The sequence below is a fragment of the Cytobacillus kochii genome (genome assembly GCF_044790165.1).
Lineage (GTDB): Bacteria > Bacillota > Bacilli > Bacillales > Cytobacillaceae > Cytobacillus > Cytobacillus kochii.
The window spans coordinates 3,480,068-3,495,893 of record NZ_CP085254.1; the positions used below are offsets into that span (position 1 = coordinate 3,480,068).

Below are 15,826 nucleotides of genomic sequence, written 5' to 3' on the forward strand. Positions count from 1 at the left end.
GGGATAATTAATGAAGCGAACAGCCATTGTCATCGGCGGTGGACTCGGCGGACTGTCCACTAGTATTTCCTTAGCACAGAGCGGTTTTCAAGTTTCATTATATGAAAAAAATGCTCACCTCGGTGGAAAATTAAATAGGCTTGAGCAAGATGGGTTTGGTTTTGATCTTGGGCCAAGTATTTTAACCATGCCGCATATTTTTGAAAGATTGTTTAACGGCAGTGGCAAACAGATGTCTGAATATATTCCAATAAAGGAAGTAGCACACCAATGGCGTGCTTTCTTTCCAGATGGAAAAATGCTTGATCTCTTCTCAAATTTAGAACAAATGCTCACTGAAAATGATGATTTAACATCCAAGGATATAGAAGAATATGAGCAGTTCCTTCATTATTGTAAAGGGTTATATGAAATGACTAATGAAGGTTACTATAAGCATGGGCTTGATTCAACATTAGAAGTAATCAAACATCACGGAATCATCCGCTCACTTAGAGGGTTTGATTTATTTTCCACGATGTATGATGCCATCGAGCATCATATTAGTCATCATCATCTCAAGAGAATGCTCTCTTATTTTATCAAATATGTTGGCTCTTCACCTTATGATGCACCAGCTATACTTAATATGATGATTTATATGCAGCATAAGCAAGGGGTATGGTATGTACCTGGTGGTATGCACAAAATTGCAGAAGGTTTAACAAAACTTGCTCAAGAAGTTGGTGTTCATATTTACCACGGTCAAGAGGTAACAAAATTATCTACTAGCAAAAATCAAGTCACAGAAGCCATTCTAGCAGATGGTACCACCTTAAAGGCTGATTATTATATTTCCAATATGGAAGTCATTCCAACCTATCAATTTTTATTGAATGAAAACATAGGCTACATTAATAAACTTGAAAAAAAGTTTGAGCCCTCTAGCTCAGGTTTAGTGATTCATCTTGGTGTTAAAAATCAATACCCACAATTACGTCATCATAATTTCTTTTTCTCAAGAGATTTAAAGACGCAGATGAATAAAGTATTTCATAAAAAACAACTACCAGATGATCCAACGATCTATTTAGTCAATGTCAATAAAACAGACCCAAGTCAGGCTCCAGTTGGCCATGAAAATCTTAAGGTGCTGCCACATATCCCGTATATTCAAGATCAGCCCTTCACAAAAAAGGATTATTTGCATTTAAGGACGACTGTACTCATTAAATTAGAAGAAATGGGCTTGACTAATTTACGTCAATCCATTGTTACAGAGGATTTTTGGACACCTGAAGATATTAAAGAAAAATACAACTCTCATCGTGGTTCTATCTATGGAACCGTTTCTGATAAGAGCAAAAACAAAGGCTTTAAACACCCTAAACAAAGTGAAAAGTATAAGAATTTATTTTTCACAGGCGGAACCGTAAACCCAGGTGGCGGTATGCCGATGGTCACACTTAGCGGTATGCAAGTGCGTGATAAAATAATGACTGCTGAAAAAGAAAGGGCGTAACAAATCATGGTTCTGACCGGTATTCTCACCATACTTGTCTTGTTCATTATATTTGGCCTCCTTTCTGGGAAGCTAATGTTATGGGATATTCCCACTGCTGAAAAAAAAAGTACAAAACTGGTTGCGCCGCTTATCAAACAGGTATCTATTATTATACCCGCACGAAATGAAGCGAAACGATTGCCGAACTTACTCACTTCATTACAGCAACAAATTATGCAGCCAAGAGAAATTATTGTCATCGATGATGGTTCGGTAGATAGCACAGCTTCTATTGCTATGCATTACGGTGCAAAAGTTTTAAATACCAACACATTAAGAGAAAATTGGAAAGGAAAGTCAGCGGCCTGCTGGCTTGGCGCGAACGAAGCGAATGGTGATTTCTTATTATTCCTTGATGCTGATACATTCTTTGAACATCCTGATAGCTTGCAGAATTTAATGCAAACATATGAAAGATACGGAAAAACCGGTATTCTCTCTGTACAGCCTTTTCATCGTATTCAAAAATCCTATGAAAACTTATCCTTACTATTTAATATGATTGTTTTTGCAGGCATGAATGTCTTTACCATTTTTCGTCAAAAAATACCACCTGCAGGTGCATTCGGTCCGTGTATCTTATGTAATACACATGAATATCTACAGACAGGCGGGCATCAAAAAGTCGGGGAAGCGATTATGGATGATCTTGTGTTAGGAGGAATTTTTAGTAAAGAGGGATTCCCAGTCCATTGTATTAGCGGTAAAGACCTTATCAGCTTTCGTATGTACCCAGAGGGGATCAAAGGTTTGATTGAAGGTTGGACTAAAAGCTTTGCTACAGCTTCAAAGGCTACTCATTCTTTTATTACCATACTAATAAGTTTATGGATTGCCGGTGCCTTTTCTTCCGTTGCATTCATCTTATTGTCACTATGGCAAAGCAGTCTTAGCTTATTACTTATTTCATTAGGATTTTATCTTCTTTACATCTATCATCTTATATTGCAGTCTCAAAAAATCGGTCGTTTTCATATAGCGAGTATTGTCCTTTATCCATTTTTATTTTGTTTCTTTACACTAACATTTGTATATTCTCTTTATTTAACGCGGATTAAAAAAAGGGTGAACTGGCGTGGTAGAAAGGTAAAAGTATGAATATTTTTCCGATTTTCACCCTTACACCACTCGCTCTTTTGACAGTTAATATTCTTGCATGGGGTTTCATTCACATCAGTTTATCTCTTTTACTAGCTTCTCTACCACTCCGTTGGTTTAAAAATGATTCTCCTCTTTATCAATCAAAAAAATGGGAGAAAAACGGAGAGCTTTGGCAGTGGCTGGTGAAGGTAAGACAGTGGAAACATAAAATTCCAGATGGTAAGCATATTATTTCTAAAGGATACGAAAAACAACACTTACAGGGTGTATCTCTGTCAGACCTTGAAGTTTTCTTATATGAATCTAGAAGAGCAGAGCTCACCCACTGGCTATCCATACCACCTGCATGTTTATTTTTCATTTGGAACCCCATTTGGGCAGGTTGGGTAATGGTTGCCTATGCATTACTATTTAATTTACCTATTATTATCGTACAACGCTATAATCGGCCACGCTTAATACGCTTAATAGCATTAAAAAAATTTAGATGAACTGTTTACTAAAGATAAGCAGCCTATCTCTAATTTTCAGATTAGAAATAGGCTACTTCATTTTAATATTGAATTAATGTATATTTCTTCTTCCCGCGACGAATAACTGTAAATTGACCCTCTATTTTATCTTGCTCACTCAACTGATAATCAACCTGTTGCATACGATCACCGTTAATGTAGATTGCACCGTTCGTTACGTCTTCTCTCGCTTGTCTTTTAGAAGGCGAAATTTTAGCCTCTACGAGCAAGTCAACAATATTGCCCTCTCCAGTATGTTGATAAGAAGGAACATCCTTAAATCCTTCCTTTACTTCCGCAGCGGTTAACTCTTTAATTTGTCCACTGAATAAGGCTTCAGTAATTTTCAACGCTTGGTTCAATGCTGCTTCACCATGTATTTGTCTCGTCATTTCTTCTGCTAATGCCTTTTGGGCTTTACGTAAATGAGGCTCGTCTTGGACAGCTACTTCCAAAGCTTCGATTTCTTCACGTGATAGGAAGGTGAAGTATTTCAAGTATTTAATAACATCTGCATCTGCCGTATTAATCCAGAACTGATAAAACTCATAAGGTGATGTTTTTTCGGCATCTAGCCAAATGGCTCCACCTTCTGTTTTCCCAAACTTCGTACCGTCAGCTTTTGTCACAAGCGGAATGGTCATACCGTATGCTTTCGCACCTTCTCCAACCATTTTACGGATAAGCTCAAGCCCAGTTGTAATATTTCCCCACTGATCACTGCCGCCAATTTGAATTTTACATTGATGATTTTCATAAAGATGCTTAAAGTCCATCCCTTGTAAAATCGTATAAGTGAATTCCGTAAAAGAAATGCCTGATTCTAATCTTTTAGCTATCGTATCCTTAGCTAACATATAGTTAACCCCAATATGTTTACCGTAATCCCTGAGGAAAGTGACAATATTCATACTCGATGTCCAGTCGTAATTATTGACTAATGTCGCTCCATTATCTCCTTCAAAATCAAAAATACGTTCTAATTGCTGTGATAAAGAAGCAACATTTTCTTGTACTTTCTCAATCGTTTGCAGTGTTCTTTCTTCTGTCGCCTTGGGATCACCAATTAACCCTGTTGCCCCCCCTACTAACACAATCGGACGATGCCCAGCATTTTGAAACCTCCTCAATGTTAAGAAGGGTAATAAATGACCAATATGCATACTATCACCAGTCGGATCCATCCCACAATATAAGGAAATCTTTTCTTTTTCTAAAAGATCCTTCATTCCCTCTTCATCTGTTTGTTGATAAATAATGCCTCTCCACTGTAAATCTTCTAATAAATTCATTCACTTTTCCTCCTTTATTTCATAAAAGATAAACTATTATCCAAAAAAAAATACGCCCCTGCTTATTGCAGGGACGCATTTCTTTGCGCGGTACCACCCAGTTTGAGAACACCCTTATTCTCCACTCTTCACTGATAACGGAAATACCGTTTACTACTACTAGATATATTCATTCGCAGTAAAAGCTCCGGGAGGTATTTCGCACTTCTATTTGTATCGACTCACAGCAAACCGTCGACTTTCTGAAAACAGGGATAGAATGACTACTTATGACCCATCAACGCTAATATTAAATTGAATCGTAATAATGCATTTTTATCATAAAAGAATAACCAATGTCAATATGACGTTTTTTTCAACTTTTTTTTATCATAATAGGAAAAATATGAATTTTGTACTTTATGACGAACCTTGTCATATTACCTGTTAGGTTATGCTATAATGTATTTGATTTTAGGAGGGATGAACGAATGAATGAAACCTTCAGCAAGATAATAGAAAAAGCAAAAGCCGCGTTCGGTTTTTTAACTCATAATAAAACCAAAAAAGGCGCACGTATTACATATCAAGTTATATGGAACTTATTATTAATACTTGCCATTACCGTTATTTTAGGTGGGGCATTTGCAGGTGCCACAGGTATTGGCTATTTTGCTTCTCTTGTTAAAGATGAACCCCTTCGTTCTTATGAAAATATGCAAAAAGATATCTATAATTATGAGGAAACCTCAAAATTATATTTCGCTGGTGATGTATATTTAGGGAATGTAAGAACGGACCTTGAAAGAGAAGAAGTGAAGCTAGAAAATGTTTCACCATATTTGAGAGATGCTGTTATTGCCACAGAGGATGAGTACTTTTATGAGCACGAAGGTGTGGTACCAAAAGCTATCCTACGTGCACTGTTTCAAGAAGTAACTAACGCCTCTACTCAATCTGGAGGAAGTACATTAACTCAGCAACTGATAAAAAACCAGATCTTAACAAACGAAGTTTCTTTTGATCGTAAAGCAAAAGAAATCTTACTCGCATTAAGGTTAGAGAACTATTTCGATAAAGAGGAGATTCTTGAAGCTTATTTAAATGTCTCTACTTTTGGCCGCAATGCAGAAGGTAGAAATATCGCTGGCGTTCAGGCTGCTGCCCAAGGTTTATTTGGTGTTGATGCTAAAGATGTGTCTATTCCGCAAGCAGCTTTCATTGCTGGTATGCCTCAGTCACCTTTTGGTTATACACCATTCCAACAAGGTGGTGGCTTGAAGGATGAGGAGTCTCTGCAACCAGGCATTGATCGTATGAAAGTCGTACTTAAGAGAATGTACGATGATGAAAGAATTACTGAAAAAGAATATAAAGAAGCTAGTGAGTATGATATTGTTGCTGACTTTAGAAAACCGAAAAATGATGATGCGATTGAAAAATACCCTTATTTAACTTATGAAATTCAAGACCGTGCCAAAGAACTTTTAGCATCCATCTTAGCAGAACAAGATGGATATGAAGAAGCTGATTTAACTGGTGACCTTAAAAACGAATATCTTATTTTAGCTGATCGAGCATTAAGACAGAATGGTTATCATGTCCACTCAACTATTGATAAAGATATTTATGAAGCTTGGCAAAAAGTTGTTAAAGATTATCCTAACTACGGGCCTGCCAAAAGTGCAACCTATGTAATCGATGGTGAAGAAAAAGAAGTAATGGAACCAGTGGAAGTTGGGGGACAACTTATTGAAAACAGTACAGGGAAAATTCTGAGCTTTGTTGGTGGTCGTGGCAAGGGTGTATCCTTAAATGAAGACCTTAACCATGCAACCGATACTTTAAGACCAAACGGCTCAACCATGAAACCATTACTTGTATATGGTCCTGCATTCGAACTTGGTGCAGCACAACCAGGAAGTATTCTTCCCGATGTGCCACTGCGCTTAAATCCAGGTTCAAGTGACTATTGGCCAAAAAACTATTCTTTTACCTACCATGGTTTAGTTTCAGCAAGGTATGCCGTTGAACAATCTTATAACGTCCCTGCCGTTAAACTTTATACCGATATTTTGAGCCAAAATCCGGCACAATATCTTGAAAAGATGGGTATAACCACATTAACCGCAGAAGATAAAACGAATAGATCAGCTGCATTAGGTTCATTAACAAATGGTGTTTCCGTTGAGGAAAATACGAATGCATTTACAACATTTGCTAATAACGGTAAATTCGTAGATGCTTATATGATTGATAAGATTACTGATAAAGAAGGCAATGTCATCTACGAACATGAAACGAAGGAAGTAGAAGTCTTTACTCCACAAACAGCATACTTAACAATAGATGTAATGCGTGGGGTTATTAATAGTGGGACAGCCACTGCTGTTAAAAACCGTTTAAAATTTAGTGCCGATTGGGCAGGAAAAACAGGGACAGGTAATAACTTTGAAGATGCTTGGTTTGTCGCGTCTAACCCAAATGTTACCGCTGGTCTATGGAGTGGCTACGATACGCCTAAGTCTCTAAAAGCAAGTGGTAGTTTATCTTATAGCGCACGTAATAATTACTTATGGGCTGATTTGATGAACGCTGCTTATGATGCAAATCCTGAACTCATGAAGCCAGATAAAACCTTTAAACGACCTGATGGTATAGTCAGTCGCTCATTCTGTGCAATTAGTGGTTTAATCCCTTCTCAAGCTTGCTCTGAAGCAGGGCTTGTTGATACTGACATCTTTAATGCAAAATACGTTCCGTCTAAATCAGATGATAGTCTTGGAACAGGTAGAATTGTCCATATAGGGGATAAAAAGTATTTGGCACTTGAATCCACACCAGCGGAATTTTCTGATCCTGGTATGGTCATAGATGCCGATTATATTGAAAAACTATTTGGCATTAGAGCGAATCCAAGTGACTTATTACCGAAAAGGGATAAATGGGCTAAAGTACTCGTTGCAGCCGATAAAATGAGTGAAAATGGCAAAAAGCCAGCTGCACCAAATGCTAAAGCATCAGGTAACTCCATTACTTGGGGGCAACATCCTGAAAATGACGTCATTGGTTATCGTGTATATAAAGACGGTAAAAAAGTAGCCAGTATCAAAGCCGGTAACTCCTTAGGCTATAAAGGTGGCAATGGTGAATACCATGTTACAGCAGTTGATATTGCCGGTAATGAATCTTCACCTTCAAGCAAAGTCCAAGTTGGAAAAGTGAAGGAAGAAGAGAAGCCACAACAAGAAGAAAAAGAAAAAGCAAAAGAAAACGAGCCTAAAGAGGAACAAACAGATAAGGAAACAGAAACGGATAGCAAACCAGAAGAAAAACCGGAAGAGGAAAAGCCTCAAGGTGAAACAGAAAATCCTCCTGCGGAAGAAGATCAACCGGATACGAGTGATGAAGAATAGCAGGAATCTGGTCATTTCATTTTTCAAATTAAAAGAGATGTCATTCGCACAAAATTAAACGCCTGGTGTAAATTCCGTTTGATTAGAATTAATTGGCGATAGTCTAAAATCAAAGCTGAAGAATACGAAAAGAGCAGGATAATCGGGCATGTAAGAAAGAATTTATAGAAAAAAACACAATGACATTTGTTACTACCCTAAAATAACTAAACAAAGTAAATCATTCTCGAAGTGGTACTACTAAAGTTTACCAGTTGTTTAATATCCCCTTAAAGTAGATATTCAAAAAAGCCTTCATCTTACCATGAAGGAAGAATGCTACTTGGAGGGGATTTTTTTATTGCAAAGAAAGGATAAAGTTTTAACAGATATTCATAGGAGAGTTTTCACATAACACCGGGTAAAAGATATATGAAAAGGTCTAAAAGTTAAAGGGTTGGCAGATGAATTAGGGATTCGTTACTACAGCCATTAAAAATTGGGGTTATGAAATGGAAAGAGAGAGTACCTTTTGATGTACGGAAAGGATTCTCAAAATCTTTTAAGAGGAATGTAATAGCAGTTAAGTAGAATTTTTTCTTCTTCATATCAATTAAAAATCAAACTACATTACATCTTATCTTTTCTAAACAAATTTCTACTTATTCAATTTTTTGTATTAAATATTTAACGAAAATAGTCTAGAAAACCGGCACCATAAATCAATTTATGATCCATTCAAATTCATATAGTTATCAACTGGAATTTGGGGAAATTTATAAATTGCCTAAAGTAGCGAAAAAAACTTAGTAAGAATATTTCCGAAGTGTTAGGAGAAAATACTGAAAGAATTAATCTTAGGAGGGATAATATGACGAATGCCAAACCAGACAACCGTTCAGATAATGTGAGAAAAATTCAAAATACCATTGACAATACTCTTCAGAATATCAATGAAGCTGAGGACTACACTAAAGCTCACTCAGAAGAGTTGAGTACCCAAGAAAAAAATGAAATAGTGAATAAAAATGAAAGACGGAGAAAAAGTATCGACGGTTTACGCTCAGAAATTAAAGATGAAGCTTCGCATAATGAATATAATAATGATTTAAATTAATTTCTAAATACTAATTAAAATTGTGGAGCAATTGTATTTGATGTTTATACTTCTAACAAAATTGCTGACAATTGACTGCCGACCTTGAAAATAACATAAATGTAAGGGGCCATTGCTCTATATTCTATAGGGCTGTGGCCATTTTATTTTGCATTCTATTGTGGTTATAAAAAAGAGGCTAGATTAATTTATCAATTTTTTCGTATATGCAAATTAATAATTCCTACTTTTAAACATCATCCATTAAAACAAGGAAAACATTCATTATAGCTATTAACCACCCTTTTATGTATAGATAGCATAAAATGTTGTTTTCCTAAAAAACTTTCCTCAATACTAAAAAACGAGTCAATAAGAGAGGAATCTCCTATCATTGACCCGTCATTTCAAAATACCCAAAAATCTTTCTTACTACTCTATCTATTTGACTTGTGTATGGTTGTAAGATCAGTCTTCCATTGTAGATAAGTCGCCCGTAGGTAAATCTAATTCCCAAGCCTTTAATACACGGCGCATGATTTTACCACTACGTGTTTTTGGTAGTTTGTCGCGGAATTCGATTTCACGAGGTGCAGCGTGTGCAGCTAACCCCTTTTTAACGAATTGACGAATATCTTCTTTCAGTTCATCTGTTGCTTCATAGCCATCGATTAGCGCAATAAAGGCTTTAATAATCTCGCCACGGACCGGGTCCGGTTTTCCTATGACACCAGCTTCAGCAACAGCTGGATGTTCGATGAGCTTACTTTCTACCTCAAACGGTCCTACCCGTTCGCCGGAGGTCATAATTACATCATCGACTCTTCCTTGGAACCAAAAATAGCCATCTTCATCCATATAAGCGGAATCACCTGAGACATACCAATCACCTGGCATAAAGTAAGAATCATATTTTTCTTTATTATTCCAAATCGTGTGCATCATAGATGGCCACCCTTTTTTTATGGCCAGATTGCCCATGCGATTTGGTGGTAGTTCATTCCCTTGGTCATCGACAATGGCTGCTTTCACCCCTGGAATTGGTTTACCCATGGAGCCAGGTTTAATTTCTAGGCATGGGTAGTTACAAATGAGTTGAGCACCCGTTTCAGTCATCCACCACGTATCATGAATACGCTTATTGAATACTTTCACTCCCCATCTCACAACTTCAGGATTCAATGGCTCACCTACACTTAACACATGTCGTAGAGTGCTTAAGTTGAACTTCTTCACTACTTCATCCCCAGCGCCCATTAACATACGAAAAGCTGTTGGTGCACTATACCAAACCGTAACACCATAATCTTCAATCGCCTGGTACCATGTTTCTGGGCTAAATCTGCCTCCGACAATAAGGTTAGATGTTCCTGTCAACCAAGGTCCGAAAATACCATAAGAAGTTCCTGTTACCCAACCTGGGTCAGCCGTGCACCAATAAACATCATCTTCTTTTAAGTCCAATACCCATTTTGCCGTTTGATAATGTTGAATCATTGCATTGTGAACGTGCAGCACACCTTTTGGTTTACCAGTGGAACCAGAAGTATAATGTAAAATTAGACCGTCTGTCGGTTCTACCCATTCAATTTCTAATTCTTTACTAGCCTTTTGCATATATTTACGGAAATCTAATAATTTTCCATTTTCTTCCACATTCTCACCAACAACAAAAATATGCTTTAAGTTTGGTAATTTATCAGCGGGTACACGATCTAAAAGTTCAGGAGTCGTAATAAGGACTTTTGCTTCGCTATCCTCTAAACGGTCTGTTACTGCTCCCTCCATAAAGGCTTCAAATAGTGGTCCGACTATGGCACCTAGCTTGATTGCGCCAAGAACTGAGAAGTAAAGTTCTGGTGACCGTCCCATAAAAACAAATACGCGATCACCTTTTTCAACGTCTCCATGTGCTTTTAGTACATTAGCCGCTTGGTTTGAAAAGTCCTTCATCTCTTTAAAGGTATACTTTTCTTTATTCTCACCTTCACGATAATAGAGCGCTACCTTGTTTTTCTTATCACTTTCAGCATGGCGGTCAATGGCTTCGTACGCCAAATTCATTTTTCCTGTTTCGTACCAAGAAAATTGCTTTTTCGCTTCTGTCCAATCAAAACTATTATACGCTTCCTCATAATTTTTCAAATTATGGTTACCTTGTATTGCTGGCAGCGCTTCCAATTTCATGTTTATTTATCCCCCTTTAAACTTGTTTAAACTATTATAATATAAATACTTTTTTTTCACAATTTTTTAAATTATAAGGCAGTAAATTATCTATAAAGACTTATTAAACTGTAAGTTAAGAACGGATAACCATTAAAAGTTGATACCTTCTGTGTTATTGATACGATTTTTCCAAACACGGATAGATGAGTAAAGGGGATTTCCGCGTACATCTAAAGGGAAATGGGCAAGGATAGTTGAGCTACAGGGATTTGCTCTTACAACTATAGTAGGACCGGCAAAGATACTGAGCAAACACGGTTTGCTCGTGCATCTGAACTAAAAAATGGGCTATCCTTCTTCAATTCTTCTTGTCTTGCTATCGTTTCATCTTCATTTTTACTACTAAATACTAAATCTAAAATATACTTAGATTTGCTCTCACCTACCAATTGCTTTCTGCTCTAAAGATATGCTTATTTATTTGTGCAGCCACTTTTGCTAGAATGTCAACAGTTCGATCAGCCAGCTGTTTTTTTATACTTACCTACTGACAAATAAGGTTTTACATCCTCCCTCACTTCCTCTACTGTTGAAGCTACTCTGGATTTTTAACTTTATACTGATAGCTTTAACAAACGCTCTTACTTTTTTTCGCTGCTATGATTTTCTTCACTGGTACATTGCCTGTTAAGAGTAATCTAAAAAGACTGACGTAAATATTATGTTAATATCTCCTTTTCCATTGATCAAATAGAGGGCAAATGAAATAAAAAGGTTTCAATTTCCATTGAAATTTTTATATAATCTACATATTATTTTAAATTGTCATTAAATTGATGTTTTTTATATGAAAGCGCTTCAGTAGTTTATGTATAATAGATAGAAAGATTACTTGTTTTAGGCGGTGAATGAATTGCAGCATCTGAAAACGTATAATGCGATGAAATTGAATACGGCAAACGGAGAATTAATCATTGAAGGACCGATTTCTGCCGATGTTCTAAAAACCTATGACTTTCATCATGATCTTGTTGCTTTCAGACCTCCAGAGCAACAGAGGAAGGCTTTAATTGAGATTGCTGGATTACCTGAAGGAAGAATCATTATTGCTAGATTTAGAGATACGATCGTAGGCTATGCGACTTATTTATATCCAGACCCATTAGAAAGATGGTCAGAAGGGAAAATGAATAATCTCATCGAACTAGGGGCAATAGAAGTGATTCCTGCCTTTCGTGGAACGGGTACAGGAAAAAGTATCTTACGCGTATCAATGATGGATGATGCGATGGAAGATTATATTGTTATTACTACCGAATATTATTGGCATTGGGACTTAAAAGGAACTGGTTTAAACGTATGGGAGTACCGCAAAATCATGGAAAAGATGATGAATGCCGGGGGACTTGTTTGGTTTGCTACCGATGATCCAGAAATCAGCTCCCATCCTGCTAATTGTCTAATGGCCCGGATTGGTAATCGGGTAAGCACAGATTCCATTCAACAGTTCGATAAACTTCGATTTATGAATCGCTTTATGTATTAGTTTTTCTTAAAAAGGGGGATTTTAAATGATTGTTGAAGAAATGATGAAGAAGGAAATCTTTACACTTACGGAAAATCACCTCATTGCTGATGCACTCCAACTCATGCGTGATCAAAAAATCCGCCATTTGCCCATTATCGATGAAGCCAATCACCTGATCGGCTTAGTAACAGATCGAGATATACGAGATGCGACGCCTTCTATACTAGATACAGTTCAATTAAAAGAAGGCCTCTCACAACCAATTAAACGAATTATGAAGACGGATATTATTTCTGGACACCCATTAGACTTTGTAGAAGATATCGCTGCGACTCTTTACGAGCACCGCATCGGTTGTATGCCCATTCTCAACGAAAACCAATTAGTCGGCATTGTGACTCAGACAGACCTCCTTCATACTTATGTAGAATTAACAGGTGCCCATCAGCCAGGGTCACAAATCGAAGTAAGAGTGCCTAATCGTACAGGTAAGCTATTTGAAGTTACCTCCGTATTTCGTAATTTAAAAGCCAATATTCTTAGTGTCCTCGTCTATCCAGATAAAGAGGATAGTAATTATAAAATTATAGTCCTTAGAGTCCAAACAATGAATCCGCTTTCTCTTGTAGACAAATTACGTGAGGAAGGACATTCTGTACTCTGGCCTATAGATCCAAGGAAGTGAACATCATGGACCGTTCTGTTTTTTTATATTCTGATGCATTACTTAACTATCGCTTTAATGCTGAGCACCCTTTTAATCAGCAACGCCTAAAATTAACTTTAGATTTACTACAATCTATCCATGCGATAAAAGACACACACATGATTGCACCTAGAATAGCAACAGAAGAAGAATTATTACTCATTCATGATCCAGGTTATGTTCGTGCTGTAAAGTTAGCAGGTAATAATGAGCTTCCAAAAGAGCAGGCAGAGAGTTACGGGCTTGGAACCGAGGATACCCCTATTTTCCCTCAAATGCACGAGGCCAGTAGCTTACTTGTTGGAGGCGCATTGACTGCTGCTGATTATGTCATGCAAGGGAAGGCAGAACACGCCCTTCATTTAGGCGGGGGACTTCATCATGGCTTTAGAGGTAAGGCATCTGGATTTTGTATCTATAATGACAGCTCAGTAGCAATCAAATATTTACGAGAAAAATATAATGCTCGTGTCCTTTATATTGATACGGATGCTCATCATGGTGATGGTGTACAATGGGCGTTTTATGATGACCCAAATGTATGTACATTATCTATCCATGAAACCGGTAGATACTTATTTCCCGGAACAGGGAATATTAACGAAAGAGGTCATAGTCATGGATATGGCTATTCTTTTAATATACCTTTAGACGCTTTTACAGAGGATGATTCCTGGCTACATGCGTACGAAACGTCCTTTAAAGAAGTAGCAGCGTTTTTTAAACCAGATATTATTTTCACCCAAAATGGTGCTGATGCGCATTACTTTGATCCGTTAACACATCTTTCAGCAACAATGAGAATATATAAAGAAATACCAAGGCTTGCTCACCAACTTGCCCATCAATATTGTGAAGGAAGATGGATAGCCGTTGGTGGGGGCGGATATGATATCTGGCGGGTAGTTCCGAGAGCTTGGTCACTTATTTGGTTAGAAATGATTGAAAATTCAAGCGGTACAGGACCATTACCTTCTGATTGGATTGAAAAGTGGCAAAAGGAGTCTCCATTTAAGCTGCCACAAACTTGGGAAGATTCATCGGATATATATAATCCCATTCCAAGAAAAAATGAAATCACTGAAAAAAACGCTAAAACGGTGGAAAAAGCGCTTTATCCCATAAGAGGAAAAAATGAATAAAAAATGAAGTAAGGCGCAAAGTTTTGGGACAGAAGTTATTAAGTAATGATAAAGGTTAGGTAACATAACTAACATCACCTATTGATCTATGAGCTAAATTATCAATATAGAAAGCTGAACTATTGTAGCATGTTCCCGATGTGTGAGCTTGTCTAATCATAGTTCGGCCTTTTTAATTGAGTTGCTGCAAACCTTTTGTCCTAACCTCTTCTCTTTTATGAAGAAGTAGCTAAACATTATTGTAACAGAGTGTAAGCAGCTTGCTGGGCGCTGACAGTAAGAAACACATATTATGATTCGCATTCTTTTATATTTACTGTTATATTCTTATTTTTCCCGCAGAAAAAAATCCTGCGAAGCATTCAGCTCTGGTTTTTCTTCTGAGTGACTTGCTATTCCCTTTTGCGAAGCGCTCAGCTCTGGTTTTGTTCCTGAGTGACTTGTTATTCCCTTTTGCGAAGCGCTCAGCTCTGGTTTTCTTTCTGAGTGACTTGCTATTCCCTTTTGCCAAGCCCTCAGCTCTGGTTTTCTTTCTGAGTGACTTGCTAACATCTTTTGCGAAGCGCTCAACTCTGGTTTTCCTTCTGAGTGACTTGCTAATCCTTTTTGCCAAGCGCTCAGCTCTGGTTTTTCTTCTGAGTGACTTGCTATCCCCTTTTGCGAAGCGCTCAGCTCTGGTTTTCCTTCTGAGTGACTTGCTATTCCCTTTTGCCAAGCGCTCAGCTCTGGTTTTCTTTCTGAGTGACTTGCTATTCCCTTTTGCGAAGTGCTCAACTCTGGTTTTTCTTCTGAGTGACTTGCTATTCCCTTTTGCGAAGCGCTCAGCTCTGGTTTTGTTCCTGAGTGACTTGCTATTCCCTTTTGCCAAGCGCTCAGCTCTGGTTTTTCTTCTGAGTGACTTGCTATTCCCTTTTGCGAAGCGCTCAGCTCTGGTTTCCCTTCTGAGTGATTTGCTATTCCTTTTTGCGAAGCGCTCAGCTCTGGTTTTCCTTCTGAGTGACTTGCTATTCCCTTTTGCCAAGCGCTCAGCTCTGGATTTGTTCCTGAGTGATTTGCTATTCCCTTTTGCGAAGCGCTCAGCTCTGGTTTTGTTCCTGAGTGATTTGCTATTCCCTTTTGCGAAGCGCTCAGCTCTGTTTTTCCTTGTGAGTGACTTGCTAATCCTTTTTGCCAAGCGCTCAGCTCTGGTTTTCTTTCTGAGTGACTTGCTATTCCCTTTTGCGAAGCGCTCAGCTCTGGTTTTCTTTCTGAGTGATTTGCTATTCCCTTTTGCCAAGCGCTCAGCTCTGGTTTTCCTTCTGAGTGACTTGCTATTCCCTTTTGCGAAGCGCTCAACTCTGTTTTGTCCCAGTCTCTGCTTGTT

The 15,826-nt window shown here is 37.8% G+C and carries 11 protein-coding genes and 1 other annotated feature; of the genes, 8 read left to right on the top strand and 3 right to left on the bottom strand.

All coding sequences use genetic code 11. The annotated features are described in order from the left end of the window. Positions 1 to 10 precede the first annotated feature (10 nt). From LG276_RS17715 to LG276_RS17725, 3 genes are read left to right on the top strand one after another with little or no spacing between them, the layout of a single operon-like run. Positions 11 to 1,501 (top strand): NAD(P)/FAD-dependent oxidoreductase, encoded by a 1,491-nt coding sequence (locus LG276_RS17715; RefSeq protein ID WP_251162554.1) that lies wholly within the window; start codon positions 11 to 13, stop codon positions 1,499 to 1,501. A 6-nt stretch (positions 1,502 to 1,507) separates the two neighbouring features. After that, complete coding sequence (locus LG276_RS17720; protein WP_251162553.1) at positions 1,508 to 2,641, top strand: glycosyltransferase family A protein; 1,134 nt, start codon at positions 1,508 to 1,510, stop codon at positions 2,639 to 2,641. Continuing rightward, on the top strand, positions 2,638 to 3,135 hold the full coding sequence (locus LG276_RS17725; RefSeq protein WP_281202176.1) for a glycosyl-4,4'-diaponeurosporenoate acyltransferase: 498 nt from the start codon (positions 2,638 to 2,640) through the stop codon (positions 3,133 to 3,135). The genes LG276_RS17720 and LG276_RS17725 overlap by 4 nt, the downstream gene beginning before the upstream one ends. A 62-nt stretch (positions 3,136 to 3,197) precedes the next feature. On the opposite strand, the gene tyrS is transcribed toward LG276_RS17725, so the two are convergent. Further along, positions 3,198 to 4,448 carry a tyrosine--tRNA ligase gene (tyrS, locus tag LG276_RS17730; RefSeq protein ID WP_224938755.1) on the bottom strand — a complete coding sequence of 417 codons (1,251 nt, stop codon included), beginning with the start codon at positions 4,446 to 4,448 and terminating at the stop codon, positions 3,198 to 3,200. Between the two features lie 66 nt (positions 4,449 to 4,514). Continuing rightward, positions 4,515 to 4,738 (bottom strand) — a binding site (T-box leader). Between the two features lie 180 nt (positions 4,739 to 4,918). Here tyrS and LG276_RS17735 point away from each other — a divergent pair. Both LG276_RS17735 and tlp read left to right on the top strand, forming a co-directional pair. After that, positions 4,919 to 7,843, top strand: coding sequence for a transglycosylase domain-containing protein (locus LG276_RS17735; protein ID WP_251162551.1), 2,925 nt, complete (start codon positions 4,919 to 4,921; stop codon positions 7,841 to 7,843). A gap of 850 nt (positions 7,844 to 8,693) precedes the next feature. Then, complete coding sequence (tlp, locus tag LG276_RS17740; protein WP_224938757.1) at positions 8,694 to 8,939, top strand: small acid-soluble spore protein Tlp; 246 nt, start codon at positions 8,694 to 8,696, stop codon at positions 8,937 to 8,939. A 447-nt stretch (positions 8,940 to 9,386) separates the two neighbouring features. Here tlp and acsA read toward each other — a convergent pair whose 3' ends face one another. Continuing rightward, on the bottom strand, positions 9,387 to 11,105 hold the full coding sequence (gene acsA, locus LG276_RS17745) for an acetate--CoA ligase (RefSeq protein WP_251162550.1): 1,719 nt from the start codon (positions 11,103 to 11,105) through the stop codon (positions 9,387 to 9,389). Positions 11,106 to 12,000: 895 nt separating this feature from the next. Here acsA and LG276_RS17750 point away from each other — a divergent pair. From LG276_RS17750 to LG276_RS17760, 3 genes are read left to right on the top strand one after another with little or no spacing between them, the layout of a single operon-like run. Beyond that, on the top strand, positions 12,001 to 12,633 hold the full coding sequence (locus LG276_RS17750; RefSeq protein WP_095372243.1) for a GNAT family N-acetyltransferase: 633 nt from the start codon (positions 12,001 to 12,003) through the stop codon (positions 12,631 to 12,633). 25 nt (positions 12,634 to 12,658) lie between these two features. Then, positions 12,659 to 13,300 carry an acetoin utilization AcuB family protein gene (locus LG276_RS17755; RefSeq protein WP_224938759.1) on the top strand — a complete coding sequence of 214 codons (642 nt, stop codon included), beginning with the start codon at positions 12,659 to 12,661 and terminating at the stop codon, positions 13,298 to 13,300. A 5-nt stretch (positions 13,301 to 13,305) separates the two neighbouring features. Then, the gene (locus LG276_RS17760; protein ID WP_251162549.1) at positions 13,306 to 14,463 is read left to right on the top strand and encodes an acetoin utilization protein AcuC; all 1,158 of its coding nucleotides are present in this window, start codon (positions 13,306 to 13,308) and stop codon (positions 14,461 to 14,463) included. Between the two features lie 327 nt (positions 14,464 to 14,790). Here LG276_RS17760 and LG276_RS17765 read toward each other — a convergent pair whose 3' ends face one another. Further along, on the bottom strand, positions 14,791 to 15,798 hold the full coding sequence (locus LG276_RS17765) for a hypothetical protein (RefSeq protein ID WP_251162548.1): 1,008 nt from the start codon (positions 15,796 to 15,798) through the stop codon (positions 14,791 to 14,793). Positions 15,799 to 15,826 lie beyond the last annotated feature (28 nt).

What these genes read in the sequence shown, in the direction of transcription:
- LG276_RS17715 (WP_251162554.1), top strand. Translation starts at nt 11, where the DNA reads ATGAAGCGAACAGCCATTGTCATCGGCGGTGGACTCGGCGGACTGTCC.
- LG276_RS17720 (WP_251162553.1), top strand. Translation starts at nt 1,508, where the DNA reads ATGGTTCTGACCGGTATTCTCACCATACTTGTCTTGTTCATTATATTT.
- LG276_RS17725 (WP_281202176.1), top strand. Translation starts at nt 2,638, where the DNA reads ATGAATATTTTTCCGATTTTCACCCTTACACCACTCGCTCTTTTGACA.
- tyrS (WP_224938755.1), bottom strand. Translation starts at nt 4,448, where the DNA reads ATGAATTTATTAGAAGATTTACAGTGGAGAGGCATTATTTATCAACAA.
- LG276_RS17735 (WP_251162551.1), top strand. Translation starts at nt 4,919, where the DNA reads ATGAATGAAACCTTCAGCAAGATAATAGAAAAAGCAAAAGCCGCGTTC.
- tlp (WP_224938757.1), top strand. Translation starts at nt 8,694, where the DNA reads ATGACGAATGCCAAACCAGACAACCGTTCAGATAATGTGAGAAAAATT.
- acsA (WP_251162550.1), bottom strand. Translation starts at nt 11,105, where the DNA reads ATGAAATTGGAAGCGCTGCCAGCAATACAAGGTAACCATAATTTGAAA.
- LG276_RS17755 (WP_224938759.1), top strand. Translation starts at nt 12,659, where the DNA reads ATGATTGTTGAAGAAATGATGAAGAAGGAAATCTTTACACTTACGGAA.
- LG276_RS17760 (WP_251162549.1), top strand. Translation starts at nt 13,306, where the DNA reads ATGGACCGTTCTGTTTTTTTATATTCTGATGCATTACTTAACTATCGC.